Below are 22,969 nucleotides of genomic sequence, written 5' to 3'. Positions count from 1 at the left end.
CTGATTCGAGTTTAACGCGCATGCGAATAACAGCATTCCCATTTACCTGCCGGTACCGGCGAGCACCGCAGCCACCGAGCGCTGCCAGCTCTGCGACCCGGTCTCGAGAAACGCGGCGTGGTCCTCACCAGGAACGATCGTCAGTTCGGCGTGATCACCGCCGGCGCGTGCCGCTGCTACATAGAGTTCGCTCTGCGACACCGGCACCAGCGTGTCGAGCGATCCATGAATGCAGTGCATCGGGATCGCGGTGGGAACGCGGTGTATCGGCGACGCCGATCGATACAGCTCGGGCGCGTCCTCGTAGTCGGCGTCGAGCAAGGCGCGGACAGCAGGATTGACGATTCCCGACGCCGGACCAGTCACCAAGTCCAGAACACCTGCCTGCGTCACGACCAGCGACGGCGTCAGCGCGCCGCCGCGTCGACCTGCCAGCCATGCGGCCAGGTGTCCCCCGGACGAATGACCGAGCACTCGCACGTCCGCCAGATCGAGTGAGATCGAATCGAGTTCGGCAGCTATGCCGATGAGTGCGTCGAGCGCCGCGCCGACATCGTTGCTCACTTCGGGCCACAGACCGCCTGCGCCGACCCGGCGATACTCGATGTTCCAGGCTGCGAAACCTGCTCGCGCAAACTCGACGGCGTACCGGGTGCCGAGGCTGGAGCTGTACTGGCCACTCCAGGATCCGCCGTGCACGATCATGACGACAGGTACGGGAGTGCCTGATTCAGCCGCGAAGCGCTCCGGAAGATAGAGGTGCCCGTACTGCTCTTCGTGCTCGCCGTAACCGATTTTGGTTCGCTCCACTACGGCTCACGAAAGTCGAGAGGCTGCTGCGCCCAGCGGTCCGTCGAGACACCGATCGCGCCCAGTGCAACGGCCGCAGCGGTCGAGGTCCGCAGAACCGTCGGACCCAACACGACCGTTCGGGCTCCGGCCGCAGTCAATTTGCCTACTTCACTGTCGTCCAAACCACCTTCAGGACCTACCACCAACAGCACCTCGCTCACCGAACGCAGCGGCAACTCCGAGAATCTGTCGGTTGCCGATTCATGGAGCACGGCAACGATTCCCCCGCGGGCGACGACCCCACGGACGAGTTCGAGTACCGCCGTCGTGTCATGGAGTTCGGCGACGTCCGGAACGAACGGCCTTCGGGACTGCTTGGCCGCGGCGGCAACCGTACTGCGCCACCGAGCGACGCCCTTGGCTGTTTTCGCACCTTCCCAACGCGCGACGCATCGGGAGGATTGCCACGGCACGATGGAGTCGACGCCCGCTTCGGTCGCCAGTTCTACGGCCAACTCCGAACGATCTGCTTTGGGCAGCGCCTGGACGAGCCCCACCGATGGTGTCGGCCGCGGCATGTCGAATCGAGCATCGACCGTCATTTCGAGGCGATCACGCTCGGCGGAGATCACGACGGTGTCGGCGACCCCGCCGTGCCCGTCGGACAGCAAGATTCGCTCTCCTACTCGAATCCGCCGCACCGTAGCGGCATGGTGGCCTTCTTTCCCGTCCAGGACAGCGGTGCTACCGACCTGAGGTAAAGGATCGAGGTAGAAAACGGTGGCCGCCATCGTCAGCGACCGCTGAACGCTTCCCGGAGCCTCGAGAACAGCCCACCGCTGTGCTGGGAACCGATGGTGACGACCTCGGCTGCATCGCGGTCTCGCAGGGCTTTCAGGTCCTCGAGGAGCTGAGTCTGCTTGTTGTCCAGGCGCGACGGCACCACGACCTCGAGGTGCGCGTGTAGGTCACCTCGAATTCCGGACCGGAGCTTCGGCATGCCGTGACCACGCAGTACCGCGACAGCTCCGGGTTGCGTGCCTTGATCGACGACGATGTCCGTCGGTCCGTCGATGATCGCGTCGACCGACACCGAGGTGCCGAGCGCTGCGTCGACCATCGGGACACGAATCGTGCAATGCAGATCTTCGCCGTCGCGGACGAACACGTCGTGCTGCTGCTCGACGATTTCCACGTAGAGGTCACCTGCGGGTCCGCCGCCGGGGCCGACTTCACCCTGCGAAGCGAGTCGAATCCTCATGCCGTTGCTGACACCGACCGGGACCTTGACCGAAATGTCCCGACGCGACCGAACGCGACCGTCGCCACCGCACTTGCGGCACGGGTCGGGAATGGTCTCCCCGGCTCCGCGGCACGTCGGGCACGGACGCGAGGTCATGACCTGACCGAGGAAAGAACGCTGAACAGACTGAACTTCGCCCGCGCCACCACAGGTTTCGCAGGTCACGGGCTTGGAGTCACCGTTGGTGCCCGCACCGGTACACAGGTCGCACAGGATCGCCGTATCGACGGTGATGTGCTTGGTGACGCCTGTCGCGCACTCGTCGAGCGTGAGTTTCGTTCGCAACAGCGAGTCGGCACCCGGCTGGACGCGACCACGAGGTCCGCGGCCACTGCCGCCGCCCTGTCCGCCGAAGAACGCTTCGAAGACATCTCCGAGTCCGCCGCCGAAGCCGCCACCACCGAAGCCTGCTCCGCCGCCACCGCCTTGCTGAAGTGGATCTCCTCCGAGGTCGACGACGCGTCGCTTCTCGGGATCGGAGAGGACCTCGTAGGCAGTGGAGATGTCCTTGAATCGGGCTTGCGCGCTCTCGTCCGGATTCACATCGGGGTGGAGTTCGCGCGCAAGTTTGCGGTAGGCGCGCTTGATCTCTTGGTCCGATGCCTTCTGGCTCACACCGAGCGTCCCGTAATAATCCCGTGCCACGTAAGTCTCTTTCGTTTTTGTCGATCCGGTCTGCGCTTGCCTCCGCTATCGCGGTGCGGCAAGCAATGTCTGTTGTCCGGTGATCAGCGCTCGGCGAGAACCTCGCCGATATACCTCGCAACGGCGGCAACCGATGCAATTGTTCCCGGATAGTCCATGCGTGTGGGGCCCAGCACTCCCATACCCCCCAGAACCATGCCAGCCGAACCGTACCCAGTGGAAATCACCGAAGTTCCGCGCATCTCCTCGACCTGGGTCTCTTCACCGATTCGCACCGTCACAGTCCGCGTGTCCTGTGTCACAGCGAGCAGCTTGAGCACGATGACCTGCTCTTCCAAGGCTTCGAGGACAGCACGCAACGAACCGGGGAAGCCAGCGTCACCTGCAAAATCGGCAGCATTTCGCGTCAGGTTGGCGGTTCCGCCGAGCACCAAACGTTCCTCCGAGTGCTCTACCAGGGACTCGACCAACACAGTCGCCGATCTGATCATTGCGTCGCGCAGGGGTTCGGGTGCATTCTCGGCGAGTTCGGCCACGGCCGCCGATGCGGCGGCGAGACGCTTTCCTTCCAGCGCTCCACCGAGCAATCTGCGCAGTTTGGCCAAGTTCTCGTCGTCGATCACATCGCCCAGTTCGACGATGCGCTGATCGACGCGTCCGGAGTCCGTGATGAGCACCAGGAGCAGCCGGGCAGGCGTGAGCGCAACCACTTCGAGGTGGCGAACCGACGACACCGACAACGTCGGATACTGAACGACGGCCACCTGGCGGGTGAGCTGTGCAAGAAGTCGAACCCCGCGGCGAAGAACATCATCGAGGTCTACGCCGTTCTCCAGGAACTCGAGAATGGCACGCCGCTCGGCGGGCGAGAGTGGTTTGACGTCGGCGATGCGGTCGACGAACTGTCGGTACCCCTTGTCGGTCGGTACCCGGCCGGAGCTGGTGTGTGGCTGCGTAATGTAGCCCTCGGACTCCAGTGCCGCCATATCGTTTCGCACTGTCGCGCTGGACACACCGAGGTTGTGACGTTCCACCAATGCGCGTGAACCGACGGGCTCCTGGGTGGAGACGTAATCAGCGACTATGGCCCGAAGAATTTCGAACCGACGGTCATCAGTGCCCGACATCGGTATCCACCTCCACATCTGCTCTGTTCATGACATACACCGGGTCGGTACGCGAACAGCCTGCTGACTGCGCTCCCCCGGCCGACCCGCCTGTCGAGTCTAGTGTCCGTAGAGCAGTACCCACCGCTAGGCCTTAGTGTGGACAAGTGGGTTACTCGACTGCGACAACGGACATAGCTGTGACGAACTACACCGAATCGAGGGTCACACCGTGATCTTCAAAGGTGTTCGCGATGGAAAGCCGTACCCCGAGCACGGCCTGTCACTGCGGGACTGGTCCAAAATCCCTCCCCGCCAACTCCGCCTCGACGACATAGTCACCACCACGAAGGTTCTCGAACTCGACCGCCTTCTGTCCGAGGACTCGACCTTCTACGGCGATCTGTTTCCCCACGCGGTCCACTATCGCGGGGTCGTCTACCTCGAAGATGGCCTGCACAGAGCCGTGCGTGCGGCCCTGCGCAACAGGACGGTCCTACACGCCCGCGTGTTCGACTACGACGCACTGAGTGCGTGAGTTCCAGCGCTCATCTCATCGGTGAACGAACGCCCGATCACGCAGCGATAGTGCGGACGACCGCGTCGGCCAGCAGACGGCCGTGATCGGTGAGGACATAACGATCGTGCTCGACCACCATCAGGCCGTCGACCACCAATTGCTCGGCCGCCGCGCGCTCGGAATCCGCGAGCACACCGGCCGGCAGTCCCGTTCGTAGACGGATCTTCAACATCAGCTCTTCCAGGTGAACGTCCGCACTCGTGAGCAGTTCACTACCGGCGACGGGGAACTCACCTGCTTCCAACCGGTCCGCGTAGCGAGCGGGGTGCTTGATGTTCCAGAACCTGGTTCCACCGATGTGGCTGTGCGCGCCAGGACCGGCTCCCCACCAATCTCCGCCATCCCAGTAGCCGACATTATGTTTGCATTCGGCGCCGTCGTCGGTGGCCCAGTTGGACACTTCGTACCAGTGCAATCCGGCACCGGACAACACCGCGTCGATCCGCTCGTACCGGCTGGCCAGCACGTCATCGTCGGGGGCGGGTAGCTCGCCGCGTCGAACCTTGCGCGCCATGGCCGTTCCATCTTCGACGATCAACGCATAGGCCGACACGTGATCGACGCCCGCCTCGAGAACAGCAGCAAGGGAGGCGTCGAGATCCTCCGCGCGTTCACCGGGGGTCCCGTAGATGAGGTCGAGGTTGACGTGGTCGAAGCCCGCTGCCCGGGCCTCTTTCGCCGCAGCAACAGCACGTCCGGGTGTATGCGTTCGATCGAGAACCGCGAGAACGTGTGGGGCGGCCGATTGCATGCCGAGCGAAATCCGGGTGAAGCCGGCCGCGCGCAGTTTTTCGAAGAATGCCGGCGAAGTCGATTCCGGATTGGACTCCGTCGTCACCTCGGCGCCCGTCTTCAGCCCGAAGCTGCCACGAACGGCGTTCAGCACATCGGTGAGGCCGTCCCCACCCAGCAGCGAGGGCGTACCCCCGCCGACGAATACCGTGTCAGCGGTTGGTACCGATCCTGCGCGATCGTTCATGAGCGCGGCAGCGGCATCGAGTTCACGACGCAATCCGGTCAGCCACGACTGCGGCGACGCGGATGTTCCGAGCTCCCCGGCGGTGTAGGTGTTGAAATCGCAGTAACCGCATCGTGTCGCACAGAAGGGCACGTGCACGTAAATCCCGAATGGCCGCGAACCGACGCCGTCGAAGGCCGCATCTGGCAGTTCGAGTGAGACTGCGGGCGAGGCGGGAAGGTTCACGCTCTTCAGTGTCCCAGAACCTGAAGAGTCGACGCACCACACAGACAGCGTTCCGAGATCCAGGCGCTCTGCCAGCCTATTTACCCCAAAATCGAGGTAAATACCTCACCGCGGTCGGCACTTGCCAGATGACGTGGCACAATAGGCTCCGTGAACGACTCTGGGATCCGATTGGTGGCACGGCGCCACGTCGATCTCAAGCGTGTCTGCAGTTCTTCGTGTCGATGCCGTAAGAGTGTGTAGCTGAGTTCTGCGTCTCGTTGGATACGCATGCTCATCCCGCTCGTAATTCGAACTGAGCACGTTTCTTCTCACAAGCCCCGATCCAACCGAACGCGTGTGCAAGCGGTGAGTTTCACCCACCACCCTTTCACCGTCCGGCAGAGAAAAGATGCAGGAGCCTTTGATGTCGTCGACAACCGACGCGACTACCGATGCAACGGGCGCGAAATCGCCTGATGTTGCGCCCAGAGAGCGCACCGCACGGCCGACCAAGCGCCGCGCCGAAGGCCAGTGGGCCCTCGGATACCGCGAACCCCTCAACGCCAACGAGCAGGCGAAGAAGGACGACAACCCGCTGAACGTGCGGGCGCGCATCGAGAACATCTACTCCAAGCAGGGGTTCGACAGCATCGACAAGAGCGACCTGCGTGGACGCTTCCGTTGGTGGGGCCTCTACACCCAGCGGGAGCAGGGATACGACGCCACCTTCACCGGTGACGAGAACGTCGACCTCCTCGAAGCCAAGTACTTCATGATGCGAGTGCGATGCGACGGAGGCTCTCTCAACCTCGAGCAGTTGCGGACCATCGCCGGCATCTCGCAGGAATTCGGCCGCAACACCGCCGACCTGTCCGACCGCGAGAACGTCCAATTCCACTGGATCGAGGTCGAGAACGTACCGGAGATCTGGAAGCGCCTCGAGGCCGTCGGTCTGAAGACAACCGAAGCCTGCGGCGACTGCCCCCGAGTCGTTCTCGGCTCTCCCCTGGCCGGCGAATCCCTCGACGAGGTACTCGATCCCACCCCCGCTATCGACGAGATCGTGCGCCGCTACATCGGGAACCCCCTTTACTCCAACCTGCCCCGCAAATTCAAGACTGCGATCTCCGGCCAGCAGGACGTAGTCCACGAGATCAACGACGTCGCGTTCATCGGCGTGAACCACCCGGAACACGGTCCTGGACTTGATCTCTGGGTCGGCGGCGGCCTGTCCACCAACCCGATGCTCGCTCAGCGGGTCGGCGCTTGGATTCCGCTCGACGAGGTTCCCGATGTCTGGGAAGGTGTTGTCTCGATCTTCCGTGATTACGGCTACCGCCGTCTGCGCGCCAAGGCCAGGCTCAAGTTCCTCATCAAGGACTGGGGAATCGAAAAGTTCCGCGAAGTCCTCGAAACCGAATACTTGAAGCGTCCCCTCATCGACGGCCCGGCGCCCGAGAAGCCGACGCGGCCTATCGACCACGTCGGTGTCCAGAAGACCCAGAACGGACTCAACGCAGTCGGTTTCGCGCCGATCGCGGGCCGCGTTTCGGGAACCATTCTCGCTCGGGTTGCCGACGCCGCCGAGAAGGCCGGCAGTGACCGAGTCCGCTTCACGCCCTTCCAGAAGCTGATCATCCTCGACGTGGCCGAAGAAACTCTCGAGCCACTGATCGCCGACCTCGACGCTCTGGGCCTGCCGGCTCGGCCGTCGCACTGGCGCAAGAACCTGATGGCCTGCTCCGGCATCGAGTTCTGCAAGCTGTCGTTCGCCGAAACACGCAAGCGCTCACAGGTTCTCGTGCCAGAACTCGAAGAGCGTCTGGCAGACATCAACGCCCAGCTCGACGTACCGATCACGATCAACATCAACGGTTGCCCCAACTCCTGCGCCCGATCGCAGGTCGCGGACATCGGATTCAAGGGCCAACTGGTCGACGACGGTGAAGGCAATCAGGTCGAAGGCTTCCAGGTTCATCTGGGCGGCAGCCTCGGCTTCGACACTACTTTTGGCCGAAAGCTACGCCAACACAAGGTCACGAGCCTCGAGATGGGTGACTACATCGATCGCGTCGTACGGCAGTTCGTGAAGAACCGTAACGAGGGCGAACGTTTTGCCGAATGGGCAGTGCGAGCAGACGAGGCGGATATGCGATGAGAACTCGAATGAATCTTTCGGTCGAGGAGTTGAAGGCGGTCGCTGAACGCGGCGCTCGCGAACTCGACGGAGCCGACGCCGCCGAGCTGCTGGCCTGGACCGAACGCGAATTCGGCACCGACTACATCGTGGCGTCGAACATGCAGGACGCAGTCCTGGTACACCTTGCAGCCCAGGTACATCCGGGTATCGAGGTCCTGTTCCTCGAAACCGGCTATCACTTCGCGGAAACCATCGGCACTCGCGATGCGGTAGAGGCCGTGTACGGCGTCAAGATCGTCAATGCTCGCGCCGAACTGACTGTGCCGCAGCAAGATGCGCTGGAAGGCAAAGACCTCTTCGCGCGTGAACCGAATCGATGCTGCGCCATGCGCAAGGTCGCTCCACTGAAGAAGGAGCTTGCCAACTACAGCGCCTGGGTTACCGGCATCCGTCGCGTCGAATCGCCCACGCGCGCGAATGCGCCTCTCATCTCCTTCGACGACGGCTTCGGCCTGGTGAAGATCAATCCGATCGCAGCCTGGTCGGACGAGGACATGCAGAACTACATCGACGAGCACTCCATACTCGTCAATCCGCTTGTTGACGAAGGCTATCCATCGATCGGGTGCGCACCTTGCACCGTCAAGCCCGCCCCCGGCGCCGATCCGCGTAGCGGACGGTGGGCCGGTAAGGCCAAAACCGAATGTGGGTTGCACGCATCATGACACTGGACACGACAGCTGTAGAAGCTACGCGCACACTGCTCGACAGCGATCGATTCGACACACTCGATGCACTCGAGTCCGAGGCGATCCACATCTTCCGTGAGGTGGCAGGCGAGTTCGAGCGCCCGGTCATACTCTTCTCCGGCGGCAAGGACTCCACCGTTCTGCTGCACTTGGCGATCAAGGCTTTCTGGCCTGCGCCACTTCCGTTCTCGCTGCTGCACGTCGACACCGGCCACAACTTGCAGGAAGTGCTGGACTTTCGCGACTACATAGTCGCCAAGTACAACCTCCGCCTGCACATCGCCAGCGTCGAGGACTACATTGCCGACGGCCGACTCACCGAGCGTCCTGACGGCATTCGCAACCCACTTCAGACCGTTCCACTACTGGACTCGATCGCGGAGAACCGTTTCGATGCCATCTTCGGTGGCGCACGCCGCGACGAGGAGCGAGCTCGCGCGAAGGAGCGCATCTTCTCCCTTCGCAACGCCTTCGGCCAGTGGGATCCGAAGAAGCAGCGTCCGGAACTGTGGAACCTCTACAACGGTAAGCATTCGCCGGGTGAACAAGTTCGAGTGTTCCCGTTGAGCAACTTCACCGAACTCGACATCTGGCGCTACATTGCCCGTGAGGACGTCGAATTGGCGTCGATCTACTACGCCCACCAGCGCCCGGTGTACCAGCGCGACGGAATGTGGATGACTCCCGGTGTGTGGGGCGGCCCGAACGAATCCGAGGAGCTGAAGACTCTCTCGGTTCGTTACCGGACCGTGGGCGATGGATCCACGACCGGCGCAGTTCTCTCCGACGCCGCAGACAACGACGCGATTCTTGCCGAGGTCGCGGCATCTCGGCTCACCGAACGTGGTGCCACTCGCGGAGACGATCGTGTTTCCGAGGCTGCCATGGAAGACCGCAAGCGCGAAGGATACTTCTGATGAGCAACTCTCGTTCCGGTACACAGCTTCTACGCCTTGCCACCGCAGGCAGCGTCGACGACGGCAAGTCCACCCTGGTCGGACGCCTGCTCTACGACACGAAATCTGTTCTCGCCGACCAGATCGATGCCGTCACTCGGGCATCGGTCGACCGCGGACTGAGCACGCCGGACCTGTCACTGCTGGTGGACGGCCTGCGTGCCGAGCGCGAACAGGGCATCACGATCGACGTTGCCTACCGGTACTTTGCGACGCCCGCGCGTTCCTTCGTTCTCGCCGACACACCCGGACACGTTCAGTACACCCGTAACACCGTCTCCGGCGCGTCCACGGCTCAGCTCGTCATACTTCTCGTCGACGCGCGCAAGGGCGTCATCACGCAGACTCGTAGGCATGCAGCGGTTCTCGCGCTACTCGGGGTACCCAAGCTGGTATTGGCAGTCAACAAGATCGACCTCGTCGAGAATCCGGCGCAGGTATTCGCGGATATCTCGGAAGAATTCAACTCTTTGACGAGTTCACTCGGCTGGGCTACAGAGGATGTCACCGAGATACCGGTGTCCGCCCTTCATGGTGACAACGTGGCGGTGCGCTCGACCAAGACCCCGTACTACGACGGCCCGACGCTGATCGAGCATCTCGAATCCGTCCCGGTGGACGCCGAACCTCATCGAGTGGGACTGCGGTTCCCCGTGCAGTACGTAATCCGTCCGCGCACAGCCGAATTCCCGGACTACCGCGGTTACGCCGGCCAAGTTGCAGCGGGAACGGTGTCCCCCGGTGACGAAGTCGTCGTGTTGCCCTCGGGAGTACGCACGACCGTCGAGCGCATCGACACAGCCGATGGCGAACTCGGATCGGCCCATGCCGGCCGTAGCGTCACGTTAATTCTCGCCGACGACGTCGACGTGTCTCGAGGTGACACCATCGCGTCCCCGCAGGATGCGCCGGAGCCCCTCGGGGAATTCGACGCCACTGTGTGCTGGCTCGCCGAGAAGCCTCTGCGGCCCGGTGCACGCCTGCTACTCAAGCACGGAACGCGTACCACGCAAGCCATCGTCGGCTCGCTGGTGGAGCGGTTCGACGAACAGAAATTGACTTCCGAGCCGTCACCGGAATCGTTGGAGCTCAACGACATCGGTCGAATCTCGGTTCGTGTTGCTGAGCCGATCGTGGCGGACGACTACCGGGTCAACCGGCACACTGGAAGCTTTCTGCTGATCGATCCGAACGGCGGAAATACCCTCGCTGCCGGTCTGGTCGGCGACGCGTTGTCCGCCGTCGAACTCGGGACGCCGACACCGGTGTGAGTGTGCTGATTGCCACCGCTCACGGTAGCCGCGATCCGCGCTCGGCTCGTACGGTGCACGCGGTTGTCGATCGAATCCGGCTTCGGCGCCCGGATGTGGATGTGAGAGTGGCGTTTCTGGACCTGACGGAGCCGCACGTCGATCGAGTTATCGACGATGTCGCTCTCGAGGGTGCCGACTCGGCAGTCGTCGTTCCGCTGCTGCTCGGCAGCGCGTTTCACGCAAGGGTCGACTTGCCGACAATGCTCGGTGCGGCACGGCTGCGCAATCCAGGATTGTCGCTGGTGCAGGCCGACGTACTGGGCGAGGATCAGCTGTTGGTCGATGCCGTTCGTTCACGCATATTCGACGCAGGCGTGGAGGTCGACGATCCGGATGTCGGTGTCCTTCTCGCCGCCGTCGGATCCTCGGACGGTGCCGCCAACGAACGCACCCGTGCCATTGCTCGACAGGTTCTCACCGAAACTCGTTGGCGCGAGGCCGTGACATGTTTTGCCACCGTGCCGAATTCGGGTCCTGCCGAAGCTCTCCGGCTCTTGCACAGCGCCGGTGCGAGAAAGATTGTGCTCGCGCAGTGGTTTCTTGCACCGGGGTTGCTGACCGACCGCGTATCCGCAGTTGTGGACGCATCAGGTTTCGAGGTCGTCCGAGCGGACGTCATCGGTGCGCACTCGTCGGTGGCCGAGGTGGTGTCCCATCGTTACGACTGTGCTCTGACGCAGATCGTCACCGCAGACAACGATCACCTCAATAGATAGACTCTGCGGCTTGTGCGGTCTTGCCTTTGGAGTTGAGGATTTCCGGGATCCGTGTGGCGCGGACGTACACCGTCTCTCCGGCGTTGAGCTGGAGCGCTTCACTGTCGCCACGAGTGATCTGCGCGGTGAAGGGTTCTCCGGTTGCAGCATTCTTCATTTCGACCTTCACCTCGAATCCGAGACGTACGACGCGTTCGACGATGGCGCGAGTCACGCCCGCAGATTCGGCTGTCCCGTTCTCCTGCGCCAGCGACATGCTCGGATCCCGACCGACGCGAATGTCGTGCGGTCGGACCAGTAGTCCGTTGAGCTTTGCGACCTGCCCGAGGAAGGACATCACGAAGTCGTTCTCGGGACGATCGTAGAGGTCCTCGGGGGTACCGACCTGCTCGATCCGCCCCTTGTTGAGCACCGCGATCCGGTCGGCGACGTCGAGTGCCTCTTCCTGATCGTGCGTCACCAATACCGTCGTGACATGTACCTCGTCGTGCAATCGACGCAGCCACGTTCGAAGATCCTCACGGACCTTTGCATCGAGTGCGCCGAAGGGCTCGTCGAGCAACAGCACTTGCGGATCGACCGCGAGCGCGCGTGCCAGTGCCATGCGCTGCCGTTGGCCGCCCGAAAGCTGCGCCGGAAATCTGCTTTGAAATCCAGCGAGGCCGACGATCTCGAGGAGTTCGTCCACCTTCCGCTTGATCTCGGGTTTCGGTCGCTTCCTGATCGTCAGACCGAATGCAACGTTGTCGCGAACACTGAGGTGTTTGAAGGCTGCATAGTGTTGGAAGACGAATCCAATTTCACGACGCTGCGGGCTCACCCACGTTACGTCCTGGCCGGCCAGGACCACCTGACCGGAGTCGAGTTGCTCGAGGCCTGCAATCGACCTCAGCAAGGTCGACTTACCGGAGCCGCTCGGTCCGAGCAACGCCGTCAGCGAGCCCTTGGGGATGTCGATGCTGACATTATCGAGTGCGGCGAAGTCGCCGTATTTCTTGTTGGCGCCGACAACGGAGATCTCGATCTCGTTGTTCTTCGATGCAGTCATTACTTCGTCCTCTTTTTGTCGAGGGCAGTCATCAGCAGCAATACGATGACGGCAATTGCCATGAGCAAGGTGGATGCGGCGTATGCACCCGCTTGGTTGAAGTCTTCGTATCGAGAATTCACCAACAGGGTCAGTGTCTGCGAGACGCCTGGCAAGTTGGTCGAAACCATGATCACGGCGCCGAACTCGCCGAGCGAACGCGCAACGGTCAGGACGATTCCGTACGTCAGACCCCAGCGAATAGCAGGAAGTGTGATCCTCCAGAAGGTCTGCATCGAGGAAGCCCCCAACGTCGACGCAGCTTCTTCCTGCTCTTCTCCGATTTCGTAGAGCACCGGCTCCACTTCGCGCACTACGAAGGGCAGTGTCACGAAGATCGTCGCTATCACCATGCCTGGCAAAGCGAAGATGATTTTGAAGCCGAGACTCTCGATGCCGCCGAACCAACCGTTCGCGCCCCACAGCAGGATGAGCGCGACGCCGGTGACGATGGGCGACACCGCGAATGGAAGGTCCACGATGGCCTCGAGGACACCCCTTCCACGGAATCGTCCACGCACGAGTGCAAGGGCAGTGATGACACCGAAGACGACGTTGATCGGAACGACGATCGCGACGATCAGTAACGACAGTTGCAGTGCCGACTGAGCGGCCGGCGTCGTTATCAGTCCCCAGAACTCGGCGATCCCATTTTCGAACGTCCGATAGAGGATGGCGCCGAGCGGAAACAACACCAGCGCAGCGAGATAGAACAACGCAACGACCCGCAGAGAGAGCTTGACCGGGAGTCCGAGCTTCATCGGATCTGTTCCTCTCTTCGAGCGAGTCGACTTCCCACGATGCGAAGAACGAACAGGACGACGAACGCCAACGCGAGCAAGACGACCGAGATCGCCGCTGCGTCGACCTGATGGTCGTACTCGATCAGTTCACGGATGTATTGGGATGCGATCTGCGTTTGCCCCGGGATGTTGCCGCCGATGAGGACAACCGATCCGAATTCGCCGATAGCCCTGGCGAATGCCAATCCGGCGCCGCTCAGAACTGCGGGCATCAGCACCGGAAGCACGATGCGCCGGAAGATGGTCCAGTTACCTGCTCCCAGGGATGCGGCCGCTTCTTCCACTTCCTTGTCGATCTCGATGAGCACGGGCTGCACGGCTCGGACCACGAACGGCAATGTGACGAACAGCAACGCGACGACCACGGCAGGCTTCGTAGCGTTGAAGACCAGGCCGATGGGGCTGGTCGGGCCGTAGAGCGAGAGCAGCACGAGGCTCGCCACGATCGTCGGCAACGCGAACGGCAGGTCGATCACCGCATTGACAAATCGTTTGCCCGGAAACTCGTCGCGAACGAGCACCCACGCGATGAGCGTGCCAAGGAAGAGGTTGATGATCGCGGTGGCCACCGACACTTCCAGCGTCACCTTGAATGTCGCGATTGCACGCGGCTGGGTTACCGCATCCCAAAAGCCGGCAAGCCCGTTGTCGAACGACTTGACCAACAACGCTGCGAGCGGCAGCAGCACGATGATGCTCAACCACAACACCGCCACTCCGAGGCCGAGCGGACCGACGGAGCCGGGACCGCGGAACTTGCGCCCCTTACGCGAACTCGCGCGCCATGACCGTGACTCGGCCTCGATAGTGGTCGACATGGTTCCTACTTGGTGTTTTCGCTGTAGATGGTCGTGATTGCGCCGCTGTCACCGAACAGATCGGCGTCGACCTGACTCCACCCACCGAGATCGTCGATAGTGCGCAGTTTCTCCGGGGTGAAGAACTTGTCCGAGTACTCGGCTGCAACGTCCGGGTTGACGGGTCGGAATCCTGCCTCCGCCCAGATCTTCTGTCCCTCGTCGGTATAGATGTAGTCGTTGAGCGCATTGGCCAATTCCAGCTGGCCGCTGGTGTTCACCACAGCAACAGGATTTTCGATTCGAAAGGTGTCGGCCACATCGATGTGCTCGACCTTCTCGCCCTGCTCTTCGATGAGGAGTGCCTCGTTCTCGTAGCTGATCAGCACGTCGCCCTGCCCTTGCAGGAACGCCTCGGTCGCCGCGCGACCCGACTCCGGTTGTACCGGAAAGTGTCCCGACACGAGCTTCTGAACGTAATCGAGACCTGCCTGCCGATCCTGACCGCCGTTGCTCTTTGCCGCGTACGGCGCCAGCAGATTCCACTTGGCCGAACCCGAGCTGAGCGGGCTCGGACTGATGACCTGTACATCAGGGGCGAGCAGGTCATCCCACGTTCGAATGTTTTTCGGGTTGCCCTCGCGGACGACCAAGGTGACGACAGATCCGAAAGGTACACCGCCGTAAGCGTTCTGGTTCCAATCCTCATCGACCTTGCCCGCCTTGACCAACCGCGTCACATCCGGTTCGACCGAAAAATTCACGATGTCCGCCGGGGCACCGTCGACCACTTTGCGTGATTGGTTGCCCGAGGCACCGTAGTCGGCGTTGATCGAACTGTCGTCACCCGCTTCGCTTCCCGTGAATGCCAGCCCGATCGCATCCCAGCCGTTCTTCGGCACTGCGTAACCGACGAGGGTCAACGCGGTGCCGCCCGAGGATCCGCCCGAGTCACCCACGACATCGCTGGAGCCACCTCCGCAGGCGGCAAGAACGACCGCTCCCACCGCAGCGAAGGTGGTGAGCAGGTAACGAGAGCTGTGTCTCATCGGAAATGAGCCTTTCATCTGTTCAGTCCGTTCGAAGCCGATTCGCGGCTGTGCGAGAGGACGGTATGCGGGCACGCATGCGCGGAACAAGAGACCAGCGCAGCGAAAGGAAGTGGGATGGCCGGTCGAGTAGAACGACATCGGGCGTCCACGTAGAACAAGCGGTGCAGGTAACGACAAATCGCAGCGAGCAAGCAGGCTACGACGCCTGACCGTCACCCCGCCGGAGCGCCACGAGGTCTATCGACAACAGTCGATATCGGCTACTGCGAGCATGCCGACCGCAATCAACGCCAATTCATGGCGGACTCGGTACTCGGCAGCGGCAGACACGGACAGAAATCTAGCAGAGGATCCTGGTGGACTCTAATTCCTCGATCGGTCGCCGCGGATATGCGTCGACTATCTGGTCAGGAACCAGGCGATCACGACGAGAACGAGTAGAGCGAACAGTGCTAGCGAGACCCTCGACCGCGGCATCAGTGGCCTTCCGTTTTCGACGTTTCTTGAAATGGAGCTTCCAGCTCTGCCTGGGAGTGAGCATCTCGACCCAGCACTCGCAGCAGGACTGCAAGGACTCGGTCCAACAGGACCGCGAGCCCGAATGCAACGGGTACCACCACCAGCATCACTACGAGCGACTGTGGAATGAACGGGAGAGCGGTGATCCACAGTTCGATCCCGTCCCACCAGGTCGCTATTGCATCCACGCCGTTTACTCTATCGGTCCGCCACGCCGAGAAAACCCGGCGGTAGACGATGGCCACACACACGGATGATGATGGGATCATGACGGCATTCGAGAACGAGTCGACAGTGGTCCCCGTAACCGACGATTCCGTCCTGGCAGCGGGGGCACCCGACGGCGGCGTGCACCCTTCACAGGGCGCTCTGGCCAGCACCGAGGCCCCGGTTTCCGGCCTCACCTCCTATCGAAGCGCCTTCCCTCCGATCGATGATTATGCGTTTCTCTCCGATTGCGAGACGACGTGCCTCATGGCCAGGAACGGTTCGGTGGAGTGGATGTGTATTCCACGCCCCGACTCCCCGAGCGTGTTCGGTGCGGTACTGGACCGTAGCGCCGGCCATTTTCGGGTCGGGCCGTACGGCCAGTCCGTCCCAGCTGCCCGACGCTATCTGCCCGGCGGCTTGATCGTCGAGACGACGTGGCAGACCGAAACCGGTTGGCTCGTCGTACGCGATGCATTGGTAATGGGTCCGTGGCACAACACCGATCAGCGTTCCCGGTCACACAAGCGGGCGCCGTCCGATTGGGACGCCGAGCACATCCTTCTCCGCACGGTCAAATGTGTCAGCGGCACCGTCGAATTGGAGATGAGCTGCGAGCCGGCATTCGATTATCACCGTGCTGCTGCGCAGTGGGAGTACACCGGCAAGGTCTACGAGCAGGCAACAGCAACCTGCCAAGCCAGTACCGACGGAGACCAGCCGACGCTGACTCTGACGACCAATCTTCGTATCGGCATCGAGGGCCGAGAAGCTCGTGCTCGTACCCGTATGGCCGAGGGTGACAACATATTCGTGGCGCTCTCGTGGTCCCATCTGGCCGCCCCTACGACATTCGACGAGGCAGCGGAGAAGATGTGGCGAACCGCCGAGTGTTGGCGTCAGTGGATCACCATCGGACGATTCCCCGACCATCCGTGGCGCGGTTACCTGCAGCGCAGTGCGCTGACCCTCAAAGGTCTCACCTATGCACCCACCGGCGCCCTGTTGGCAGCATCGACTACGTCACTGCCGGAAACGCCCGGTGGAGAGCGTAATTGGGATTATCGATACACCTGGGTACGCGACTCGACCTTCGCACTGTGGGGCCTCTACACACTCGGTCTCGACCGCGAAGCCAACGATTTCTTCTCGTTCATGGCCGATGTGTCCAGGGCCGAGAACGGCGACGCCAACCCGCTCCAGGTGATGTACGGCGTCGGCGGTGAGAAGATTCTCGAAGAGAGCGAGCTACCTCACCTGTCCGGTTACGACGGCGCCCGACCCGTCCGCGTCGGAAACGGCGCGTACAACCAGGAGCAGCACGATATCTGGGGAACGATGCTCGACTCGGTGTACCTGCACGTGAAGTCACGCGAACATGTGCCGGAGTTCTTGTGGCCGCTGCTCAAGCGACAGGTCGAGGAAGCGATCGCGAACTGGCGCAAACCCGACCGCGGAATCTGGGAGGTGCGCGGCGAACCGCAGCATTTCACCTCGTCCAAAATGATGTGCTGGGTAGCGCTCGACCGCGGCTCGAAGCTTGCCGAAATCCACGGCGAGAGCAGCTATGCCGCACAATGGAACGAGATCGCTGACGAAATCAAGGCCGATATCCTCGAGCACGGCGTCGACTCTCGCGGGGTACTGACCCAGCGATACGGACACCCTTCTCTGGACGCGTCACTGCTGCTGGCACCGTTGCTCAGATTCCTCCCACCCGACGACGAACGCATCAAGGCGACAGTGCTGGCCATTGCCGACGAGCTCACCGAGGACGGGTTGGTGCTTCGGTACCGCGTCGACACGACCGACGACGGTCTGGCGGGCGAGGAAGGCACCTTCACCATTTGTTCTTTCTGGCTGGTGTCTGCGCTCGTGGAGATCGGCCATCTACAACGTGCCAAGCACCTGTGCCAACGTTTGCTGGGATACGCGAGCCCCTTGAAGCTCTACGCCGAAGAACTCGATGCGAAGACCGGTCGGCACCTCGGCAACTTCCCGCAAGCATTCACTCACCTCGCGCTCATCAATGCCGTTGTTCACGTCATACGAGCGGAGGAAGCTCAGGCCACCGGACACTTCAAGCCCGCGCACGTCAACTGAGTTCCCTCAGCGCCGTAGCTGCTGCGCCCATTCGGCCAGCAGCTCGGCTGCGGGGACCGCCCTGGCTCTGAGGTGGCCCGTGCCTGCCCACATCGACAGCCCCGACGGATCTCCCGCAGCGGCAGCCTTGGCCCGCATAGGGCCGGTGAGGTAGTGCACGTCCGGGTAGGCCAGCGGTGCCACGTCGGAGTTCTCCGAGATGAACTCGTTGACGAGTCCACGTGCTGGACGGCCGGAAAACGCGCGGGTCACCGCGGTGCCGGACGCCTGCCTCAGCTGCTCGCGGTGGACCGCCCTGGTACCGGCCTCCGGAGTATCGAGAAAAGCCGTGCCCAGCTGCGCGGCATGCGCCAATCCTGACGAGAGCAGCGGTGCGATGTCGTGTCCATCCATCAAACCGCCCGCTGCGATACGGGGAAGAATCGATGCCGCCCGCACGGCCTCGAGTACACCCGTCAACGGAATTTCCGGGGCCGAACCATCGAAACTTCCTCGATGGCCGCCACTTTCGGGGCCTTGCACCACGAGCGCGTCCACCCCGTTCGCCTGAGCCTCGTGTGCTTCCGACCCGCTCGTCACGGTGCACCAAACCTCGGACCCGATTTCGTGCAGCGCAACGACTTCCGCAGCACTGAACGTGCCGAACGTGCTCGTCACGACGGGAACGGGGTGCTCGACGAGCCAGCTGAATTTGTCGGCATAGTAGTCGTCGCGCCGCGGCAACTCCCCCGGTTCGACGTCGTACCGCGCGAACCATGGCTCGAGATGCCGTGCGTACGCAGCGACATCGGCGCCTGTCGGGTCGTCCGGGATGAACAAGTTGACACCAAAAACGATGCCTCGCATCGAATTCACCTGCGCGGCAAGCTTATCGACGTCGAGCAGGGCACCGCCGAGCATTCCCAGTCCGCCCGCGTTCGACACCGCTGACGCGAGTTCCACGGTCGAGGGCCCACCGGCCATCGGCGCACTGATCACCGGGACGCGAAGCCCGTCGAGAATGACCGTGGAGCGAATCACTTCTTCGGCTTGTCCGTCGACGACTCCGAAGACAATGCGGCAACGAAGGCTTCTTGCGGAACCTCGACCCGACCGATGGTTTTCATCCGCTTCTTGCCCTCTTTCTGCTTCTCGAGGAGTTTGCGCTTACGGCTGATGTCACCGCCATAGCATTTGGCGAGCACGTCCTTACGGATCGCGCGGATGTTCTCGCGAGCGATGATCCGGGACCCGATAGCAGCCTGAATGGGTACCTCGAACTGCTGGCGCGGAATCAACTCTTTGAGCTTGGTGGTCATCTTGTTTCCGTATGCGGCCGCGGCATCCTTGTGCACGATCGCGGAGAAGGCGTCGACTGCCTCACCTTGGAGGAGGATGTCCACCTTGACCAGAGCGGCGCTCTGCTCGCCGATCTCCTCGTAGTCGAGGCTCGCGTAGCCACGGGTGCGCGACTTCAAGATGTCGAAGAAGTCGAAGATGATCTCGGCCATAGGAATCGTGTAGCGCAGTTCGACACGCGTCTCCGACAGATAGTCCATTCCGCCGAGCTCTCCGCGCCTGCCCTGGCAGAGCTCCATGATCGAACCGATGAACTCGCTCGGGGTGATGATGGTGCACTTCACCATCGGCTCGAAGACGTCGCGCACCTTGCCCTCGGGCCAGTACGACGGGTTGGTCACCACATGCTCGGCGTTGTCTTCCATCTCGACGCGATACACCACGTTCGGGGAGGTGGAAATCAAATCGAGGTTGAATTCTCGTTCGAGGCGCTCACGGGTGATCTCCATGTGCAGCAACCCGAGGAAACCGCAGCGGAAGCCGAATCCGAGCGCGACCGAGGTCTCGGGCTCGTAGGTGAGTGCAGCGTCGTTGAGTTGCAACTTCTCGAGTGCGTCACGCAGATCCGGGTAGTCGGAACCGTCGAGTGGGTACAGGCCGGAGTACACCATCGGGCGGGGTTCCCGATACCCGGTGAGGGGTTCCGTCGCGCCCTTGCGTGCCGTGGTCACGGTATCGCCGACCTTCGACTGTCGAACGTCCTTGACGCCGGTGATCAGGTACCCGACCTCGCCGACGCCGAGTCCCTTTGTCGGTTTCGGATCGGGTGAAACGATCCCGACTTCGAGTAGTTCGTGTGTCGAGCCGGTCGACATCATCGTGACCTTCTCGCGGGGATTGAGAGCCCCGTCGACCACTCGGACGTAGGTGACGACGCCGCGGTAGGTGTCGTATACGGAATCGAAAATCATTGCCCGCGCGGGCCCGTCCGGATTCCCGACTGGTGCGGGAACAAGCTTCACGACCTCGTTGAGCAATTCCTCGACGCCGACACCCGTCTTGCCCGAGACACGAAGTACGTCGTCCGCTTCGCAACCGATGATGTGCGCGATCTCGGCGGCATAGCGGTCGGGGTCCGCTGCGGGGAGGTCGATCTTGTTCAGGACCGGAATGATCGTCAGCTCTTTTTCGAGCGCGAGGTACAGGTTCGCGAGCGTCTGCGCTTCGATCCCCTGCGCGGCGTCGACCAGCAACACTGCACCCTCACAGGCCTCGAGTGCACGAGAAACCTCATAGGTGAAGTCGACGTGGCCGGGTGTGTCGATGAGGTGGAGTACGAACTCTTCGCCGTCGACCAACCACGGAAGGCGAACGTTCTGAGCCTTGATCGTGATGCCGCGTTCACGCTCGATGTCCATACGATCGAGGTATTGAGCCCGCATCGACCGGTCATCGACGACGCCCGTGAGCTGCAACATCCGATCTGCCAGCGTCGACTTGCCATGGTCGATGTGGGCGATGATGCAGAAGTTCCTGATCCTGGACGGATCGGTGAACGTCGTGTCGGCGAAGCTGGGCACTTACGATCCTTTGGCCGGGGAGAAGAGCGAACGGACAGAGTCCATCTTCCCACGCCTCGCGCCCGAAGACTTCCCCGGCTGGCCGTTCGCGCGGAATGACTAGACTGTCGTCGCATGGCTGGGAACTGGAGCAAGTTCGGTAAGGAATTGAGCAGGATCGCGCGGCGCGAGGGCCCGAGACTGTTCCGTCAACTTCAAAGTTCGGGCGCACTCCAGAAGGGCATGGATGCCCTCTCGAGCAGAGGCTCCTCCGGCCCGACCGTCGATCCAGGACGTCCGGTTGCCTCACACACGGTCCCGACCGCCCATCGCGCACGACGGGTCGAATACTCCCCCGATCTCGATGGGAAAGCCGATCCCGGTGAAATCGTGTGGACCTGGGTCACCTACGAAGAAGACGTGAACCAGGGAAAGGACAGGCCCGTCCTCGTGGTCGGACGCGACGGCGACACCCTCCTCGGTTTGATGCTCTCGAGTCAGAGCAAGCGCGATGGTGAACGAGACTGGGTTGCCATCGGTTCGGGTTCCTGGGACAGCGAGGGACGTCCTAGTTGGATTCGACTCGATCGGGTGCTCGACGTCCCCGAGTCGGGGATCCGACGCGAAGGTGCGGTACTGAACAAGTCGAAGTTCGACATCGTGGCGTCGCGTTTGCGCAGTGACTTCAGCTGGACCTGATTCAGGAATCGAGACGGTTGTACCGACCGAAGACGCCGCGATAGATGAGGCCACCCAACGCTCCGCCTACCAGCGGAAACACAATGAAGAGCCAGATCTGAGAAAGCGCACCGGGTTGCCACGCCGCAACGGCAAGGCTCCGAGCGGGATTCACCGACGTGTTGTCGATGGGAATGGCAACGAGGTGGATGACGGTGAGTGTGAATCCGATCGATACCCCTGCCAGTGGCACGTCGGAGATCTGATCGGTCGACGCCAACACCACGAAAACGAGCAGCGCCGTCAGCAACACCTCGATGACGATCGCGGCGCCGATGCCGTAACCGTTCTCCAGCACACCCCCTAGCGGGCCCTTGATGGCAGAGGGGCTGTGCGCGCCCCAACCGTTTGCGCCGAGTCCATCCACTTTTCGGTCGTACGACGGGAGACTGTTCGCGACCGCGAACAGAGTTGCGCCTGCGATGAGTCCACCTATTACTTGAGAGAGAACGTAGAGGCCCGCTTTGGCGATGGACAACCGCCCCAGCAACAACTGCCCCATGGTGACAGCGGGATTGACGTGGCAACCGGAGATCGGGCCTATCGCATAAACGAGGAACAGCAGAGTGAGACCGAAAGCGAGTGCAACGCCGAGGTTTCCGACCTTGTCCCCCGCGAACACTGCCGTACCGACGGCGGTGAACACGAGCACGAAGGTGCCCATCGCCTCCGCGACATACTTTTTCGTGTCGGAGATTACTTCCGGTTCCGCATATTCCTGTGCTGTCGACATGTTCCCACCTTGCTGAGAAGGTATTCCCGACCAAATTCTGTCGAGCAGTAGAGTACGCCAGTCATGTGACCTTCACCACACCTTCGGGTGGTGAATCCGGCGCTGACGGCGACTTCCGATCAGCACTCCAGAGGGTGACTTTCAAGCCTCCACCGTCGGCATCCATGCCGCGAGCGTCGCCGATTTCGGTTATGACTGCCAGTGCTGGTATTCTCGACCTTCGGCGCTGGGCTCAACAGCTCGGCAGCATACTTCGGGCATTTCAGCATGGATCGCCCTGACCGGAATACCGACGAAGACAGAAGGATTTACGCGTGGCAAACATCAAGTCCCAGAAGAAGCGGATTCTCACCAACGAGCGTCAGCGACTGCGCAACCAGTCGGTGAAGTCTTCGCTGCGGACGGTCATCCGTTCCTTCCGTGATGCCACTTCGACCGGCGACAAGGACAAGGCCTCGGCATTGCTCCTGACGGCAGCTCGCCAGCTCGACAAGGCAGCAAGCAAGGGCGTCATCCACAAGAACCAGGCAGCCAACAAGAAGTCGGCACTGGCTCTCGCGGTCAACAAGCTCTGATCTTCACGTAACGAAAGAACCCGCTCGGATCG

At 62.0% G+C, this 22,969-nt stretch carries 23 protein-coding genes; 9 read left to right on the top strand and 14 right to left on the bottom strand.

Features of this window, described 5'->3' with window-relative positions; all coding sequences use genetic code 11:
* Positions 1-42 precede the first annotated feature (42 nt).
* From H2510_RS10275 to hrcA, 4 genes are all read right to left on the bottom strand, one after another.
* On the bottom strand, positions 43-810 hold the full coding sequence (locus H2510_RS10275; protein ID WP_186628247.1) for an alpha/beta hydrolase: 768 nt from the start codon (positions 808-810) through the stop codon (positions 43-45).
* Complete coding sequence (locus H2510_RS10270) at positions 810-1,583, bottom strand: 16S rRNA (uracil(1498)-N(3))-methyltransferase (protein ID WP_186628246.1); 774 nt, start codon at positions 1,581-1,583, stop codon at positions 810-812. Before H2510_RS10270 ends, H2510_RS10275 begins: the two co-directional genes overlap by 1 nt.
* A gap of 2 nt (positions 1,584-1,585) precedes the next feature.
* Positions 1,586-2,740, bottom strand: a complete 1,155-nt coding sequence (dnaJ, locus tag H2510_RS10265; protein WP_186628245.1) for a molecular chaperone DnaJ — start codon at positions 2,738-2,740, stop codon at positions 1,586-1,588.
* A gap of 83 nt (positions 2,741-2,823) precedes the next feature.
* On the bottom strand, positions 2,824-3,867 hold the full coding sequence (gene hrcA / locus H2510_RS10260; RefSeq protein ID WP_186628244.1) for a heat-inducible transcriptional repressor HrcA: 1,044 nt from the start codon (positions 3,865-3,867) through the stop codon (positions 2,824-2,826).
* Positions 3,868-4,078: 211 nt separating this feature from the next.
* Here hrcA and H2510_RS10255 point away from each other — a divergent pair, with 211 nt between their 5' ends.
* Positions 4,079-4,384, top strand: coding sequence for a type II toxin-antitoxin system VapB family antitoxin (locus H2510_RS10255; RefSeq protein ID WP_084344746.1), 306 nt, complete (start codon positions 4,079-4,081; stop codon positions 4,382-4,384).
* 37 nt (positions 4,385-4,421) lie between these two features.
* Here H2510_RS10255 and hemW read toward each other — a convergent pair whose 3' ends face one another.
* Positions 4,422-5,630 carry a radical SAM family heme chaperone HemW gene (gene hemW, locus H2510_RS10250; protein WP_186628243.1) on the bottom strand — a complete coding sequence of 403 codons (1,209 nt, stop codon included), beginning with the start codon at positions 5,628-5,630 and terminating at the stop codon, positions 4,422-4,424.
* A 406-nt stretch (positions 5,631-6,036) separates the two neighbouring features.
* Here hemW and H2510_RS10245 point away from each other — a divergent pair, with 406 nt between their 5' ends.
* The 5 genes from H2510_RS10245 to H2510_RS10225 are packed head-to-tail and all read left to right on the top strand — an operon-like array spanning position 6,037 to position 11,486.
* Positions 6,037-7,770 (top strand): nitrite/sulfite reductase, encoded by a 1,734-nt coding sequence (locus H2510_RS10245; protein WP_186628242.1) that lies wholly within the window; start codon positions 6,037-6,039, stop codon positions 7,768-7,770.
* 8 nt (positions 7,771-7,778) lie between these two features.
* Positions 7,779-8,477, top strand: coding sequence for a phosphoadenylyl-sulfate reductase (locus H2510_RS10240; RefSeq protein ID WP_186628241.1), 699 nt, complete (start codon positions 7,779-7,781; stop codon positions 8,475-8,477).
* Complete coding sequence (gene cysD, locus H2510_RS10235) at positions 8,474-9,418, top strand: sulfate adenylyltransferase subunit CysD (protein WP_186628240.1); 945 nt, start codon at positions 8,474-8,476, stop codon at positions 9,416-9,418. The genes H2510_RS10240 and cysD overlap by 4 nt, the downstream gene beginning before the upstream one ends.
* Entirely contained in the window at positions 9,418-10,728 is a 1,311-nt protein-coding gene (locus H2510_RS10230; RefSeq protein ID WP_186628239.1) for a sulfate adenylyltransferase subunit 1, read from the top strand. The genes cysD and H2510_RS10230 overlap by 1 nt, the downstream gene beginning before the upstream one ends.
* Complete coding sequence (locus tag H2510_RS10225; RefSeq protein ID WP_186628238.1) at positions 10,725-11,486, top strand: sirohydrochlorin chelatase; 762 nt, start codon at positions 10,725-10,727, stop codon at positions 11,484-11,486. The genes H2510_RS10230 and H2510_RS10225 overlap by 4 nt, the downstream gene beginning before the upstream one ends.
* Here H2510_RS10225 and H2510_RS10220 read toward each other — a convergent pair.
* The 6 genes from H2510_RS10220 to H2510_RS10200 all read right to left on the bottom strand — a co-directional run bounded on the left by H2510_RS10220 (position 11,476) and on the right by H2510_RS10200 (position 15,932).
* A complete protein-coding gene (locus H2510_RS10220) occupies positions 11,476-12,534 on the bottom strand; it encodes a sulfate/molybdate ABC transporter ATP-binding protein (RefSeq protein WP_186628237.1) in 1,059 nt (352 codons plus the stop codon). The genes H2510_RS10225 and H2510_RS10220 overlap by 11 nt on opposite strands.
* Entirely contained in the window at positions 12,534-13,334 is an 801-nt protein-coding gene (gene cysW / locus H2510_RS10215) for a sulfate ABC transporter permease subunit CysW (protein ID WP_186628236.1), read from the bottom strand. Before cysW ends, H2510_RS10220 begins: the two co-directional genes overlap by 1 nt.
* Positions 13,331-14,194, bottom strand: a complete 864-nt coding sequence (gene cysT, locus H2510_RS10210; RefSeq protein ID WP_186628235.1) for a sulfate ABC transporter permease subunit CysT — start codon at positions 14,192-14,194, stop codon at positions 13,331-13,333. Before cysT ends, cysW begins: the two co-directional genes overlap by 4 nt.
* Before the next feature lie 5 nt (positions 14,195-14,199).
* Positions 14,200-15,222: a sulfate ABC transporter substrate-binding protein gene (locus H2510_RS10205; protein ID WP_186628234.1), complete on the bottom strand. Its 1,023-nt coding sequence runs from the start codon at positions 15,220-15,222 to the stop codon at positions 14,200-14,202.
* A 240-nt stretch (positions 15,223-15,462) separates the two neighbouring features.
* Positions 15,463-15,555 (bottom strand): Ms4533A family Cys-rich leader peptide, encoded by a 93-nt coding sequence (locus H2510_RS21205; protein ID WP_354561833.1) that lies wholly within the window; start codon positions 15,553-15,555, stop codon positions 15,463-15,465.
* A gap of 146 nt (positions 15,556-15,701) precedes the next feature.
* Positions 15,702-15,932 (bottom strand): hypothetical protein, encoded by a 231-nt coding sequence (locus H2510_RS10200; RefSeq protein WP_186628233.1) that lies wholly within the window; start codon positions 15,930-15,932, stop codon positions 15,702-15,704.
* Positions 15,933-16,011: 79 nt separating this feature from the next.
* On the opposite strand from H2510_RS10200, the gene H2510_RS10195 reads away from it, so the two are divergent.
* A complete protein-coding gene (locus H2510_RS10195; RefSeq protein WP_186628232.1) occupies positions 16,012-18,054 on the top strand; it encodes a glycoside hydrolase family 15 protein in 2,043 nt (680 codons plus the stop codon).
* 6 nt (positions 18,055-18,060) lie between these two features.
* On the opposite strand, the gene H2510_RS10190 is transcribed toward H2510_RS10195, so the two are convergent.
* Together H2510_RS10190 and lepA are read right to left on the bottom strand one after the other, a co-directional pair.
* Complete coding sequence (locus tag H2510_RS10190) at positions 18,061-19,074, bottom strand: nitronate monooxygenase (protein ID WP_315901321.1); 1,014 nt, start codon at positions 19,072-19,074, stop codon at positions 18,061-18,063.
* The gene (gene lepA, locus H2510_RS10185; protein ID WP_186628231.1) at positions 19,071-20,912 is read right to left on the bottom strand and encodes a translation elongation factor 4; all 1,842 of its coding nucleotides are present in this window, start codon (positions 20,910-20,912) and stop codon (positions 19,071-19,073) included. Before lepA ends, H2510_RS10190 begins: the two co-directional genes overlap by 4 nt.
* A 114-nt stretch (positions 20,913-21,026) precedes the next feature.
* Here lepA and H2510_RS10180 point away from each other — a divergent pair, with 114 nt between their 5' ends.
* Complete coding sequence (locus H2510_RS10180) at positions 21,027-21,590, top strand: type II toxin-antitoxin system PemK/MazF family toxin (RefSeq protein WP_186628230.1); 564 nt, start codon at positions 21,027-21,029, stop codon at positions 21,588-21,590.
* A 1-nt stretch (position 21,591) separates the two neighbouring features.
* Here H2510_RS10180 and H2510_RS10175 read toward each other — a convergent pair whose 3' ends face one another.
* The gene (locus tag H2510_RS10175; RefSeq protein ID WP_186628229.1) at positions 21,592-22,362 is read right to left on the bottom strand and encodes an aquaporin; all 771 of its coding nucleotides are present in this window, start codon (positions 22,360-22,362) and stop codon (positions 21,592-21,594) included.
* A gap of 314 nt (positions 22,363-22,676) precedes the next feature.
* Between H2510_RS10175 and rpsT the strand changes: the two genes are divergently transcribed.
* Positions 22,677-22,937, top strand: coding sequence for a 30S ribosomal protein S20 (gene rpsT, locus H2510_RS10170; protein WP_084344722.1), 261 nt, complete (start codon positions 22,677-22,679; stop codon positions 22,935-22,937).
* The last annotated feature ends 32 nt before the right edge of the window (positions 22,938-22,969 follow it).

This window comes from Rhodococcus sp. BP22 (genome assembly GCF_014281965.1).
Taxonomy (GTDB): Bacteria; Actinomycetota; Actinomycetes; order Mycobacteriales; family Mycobacteriaceae; genus Rhodococcoides.
Note: the sequence above shows the minus strand (reverse complement) of the source record. Positions and strands in the feature narration are given on the sequence as shown.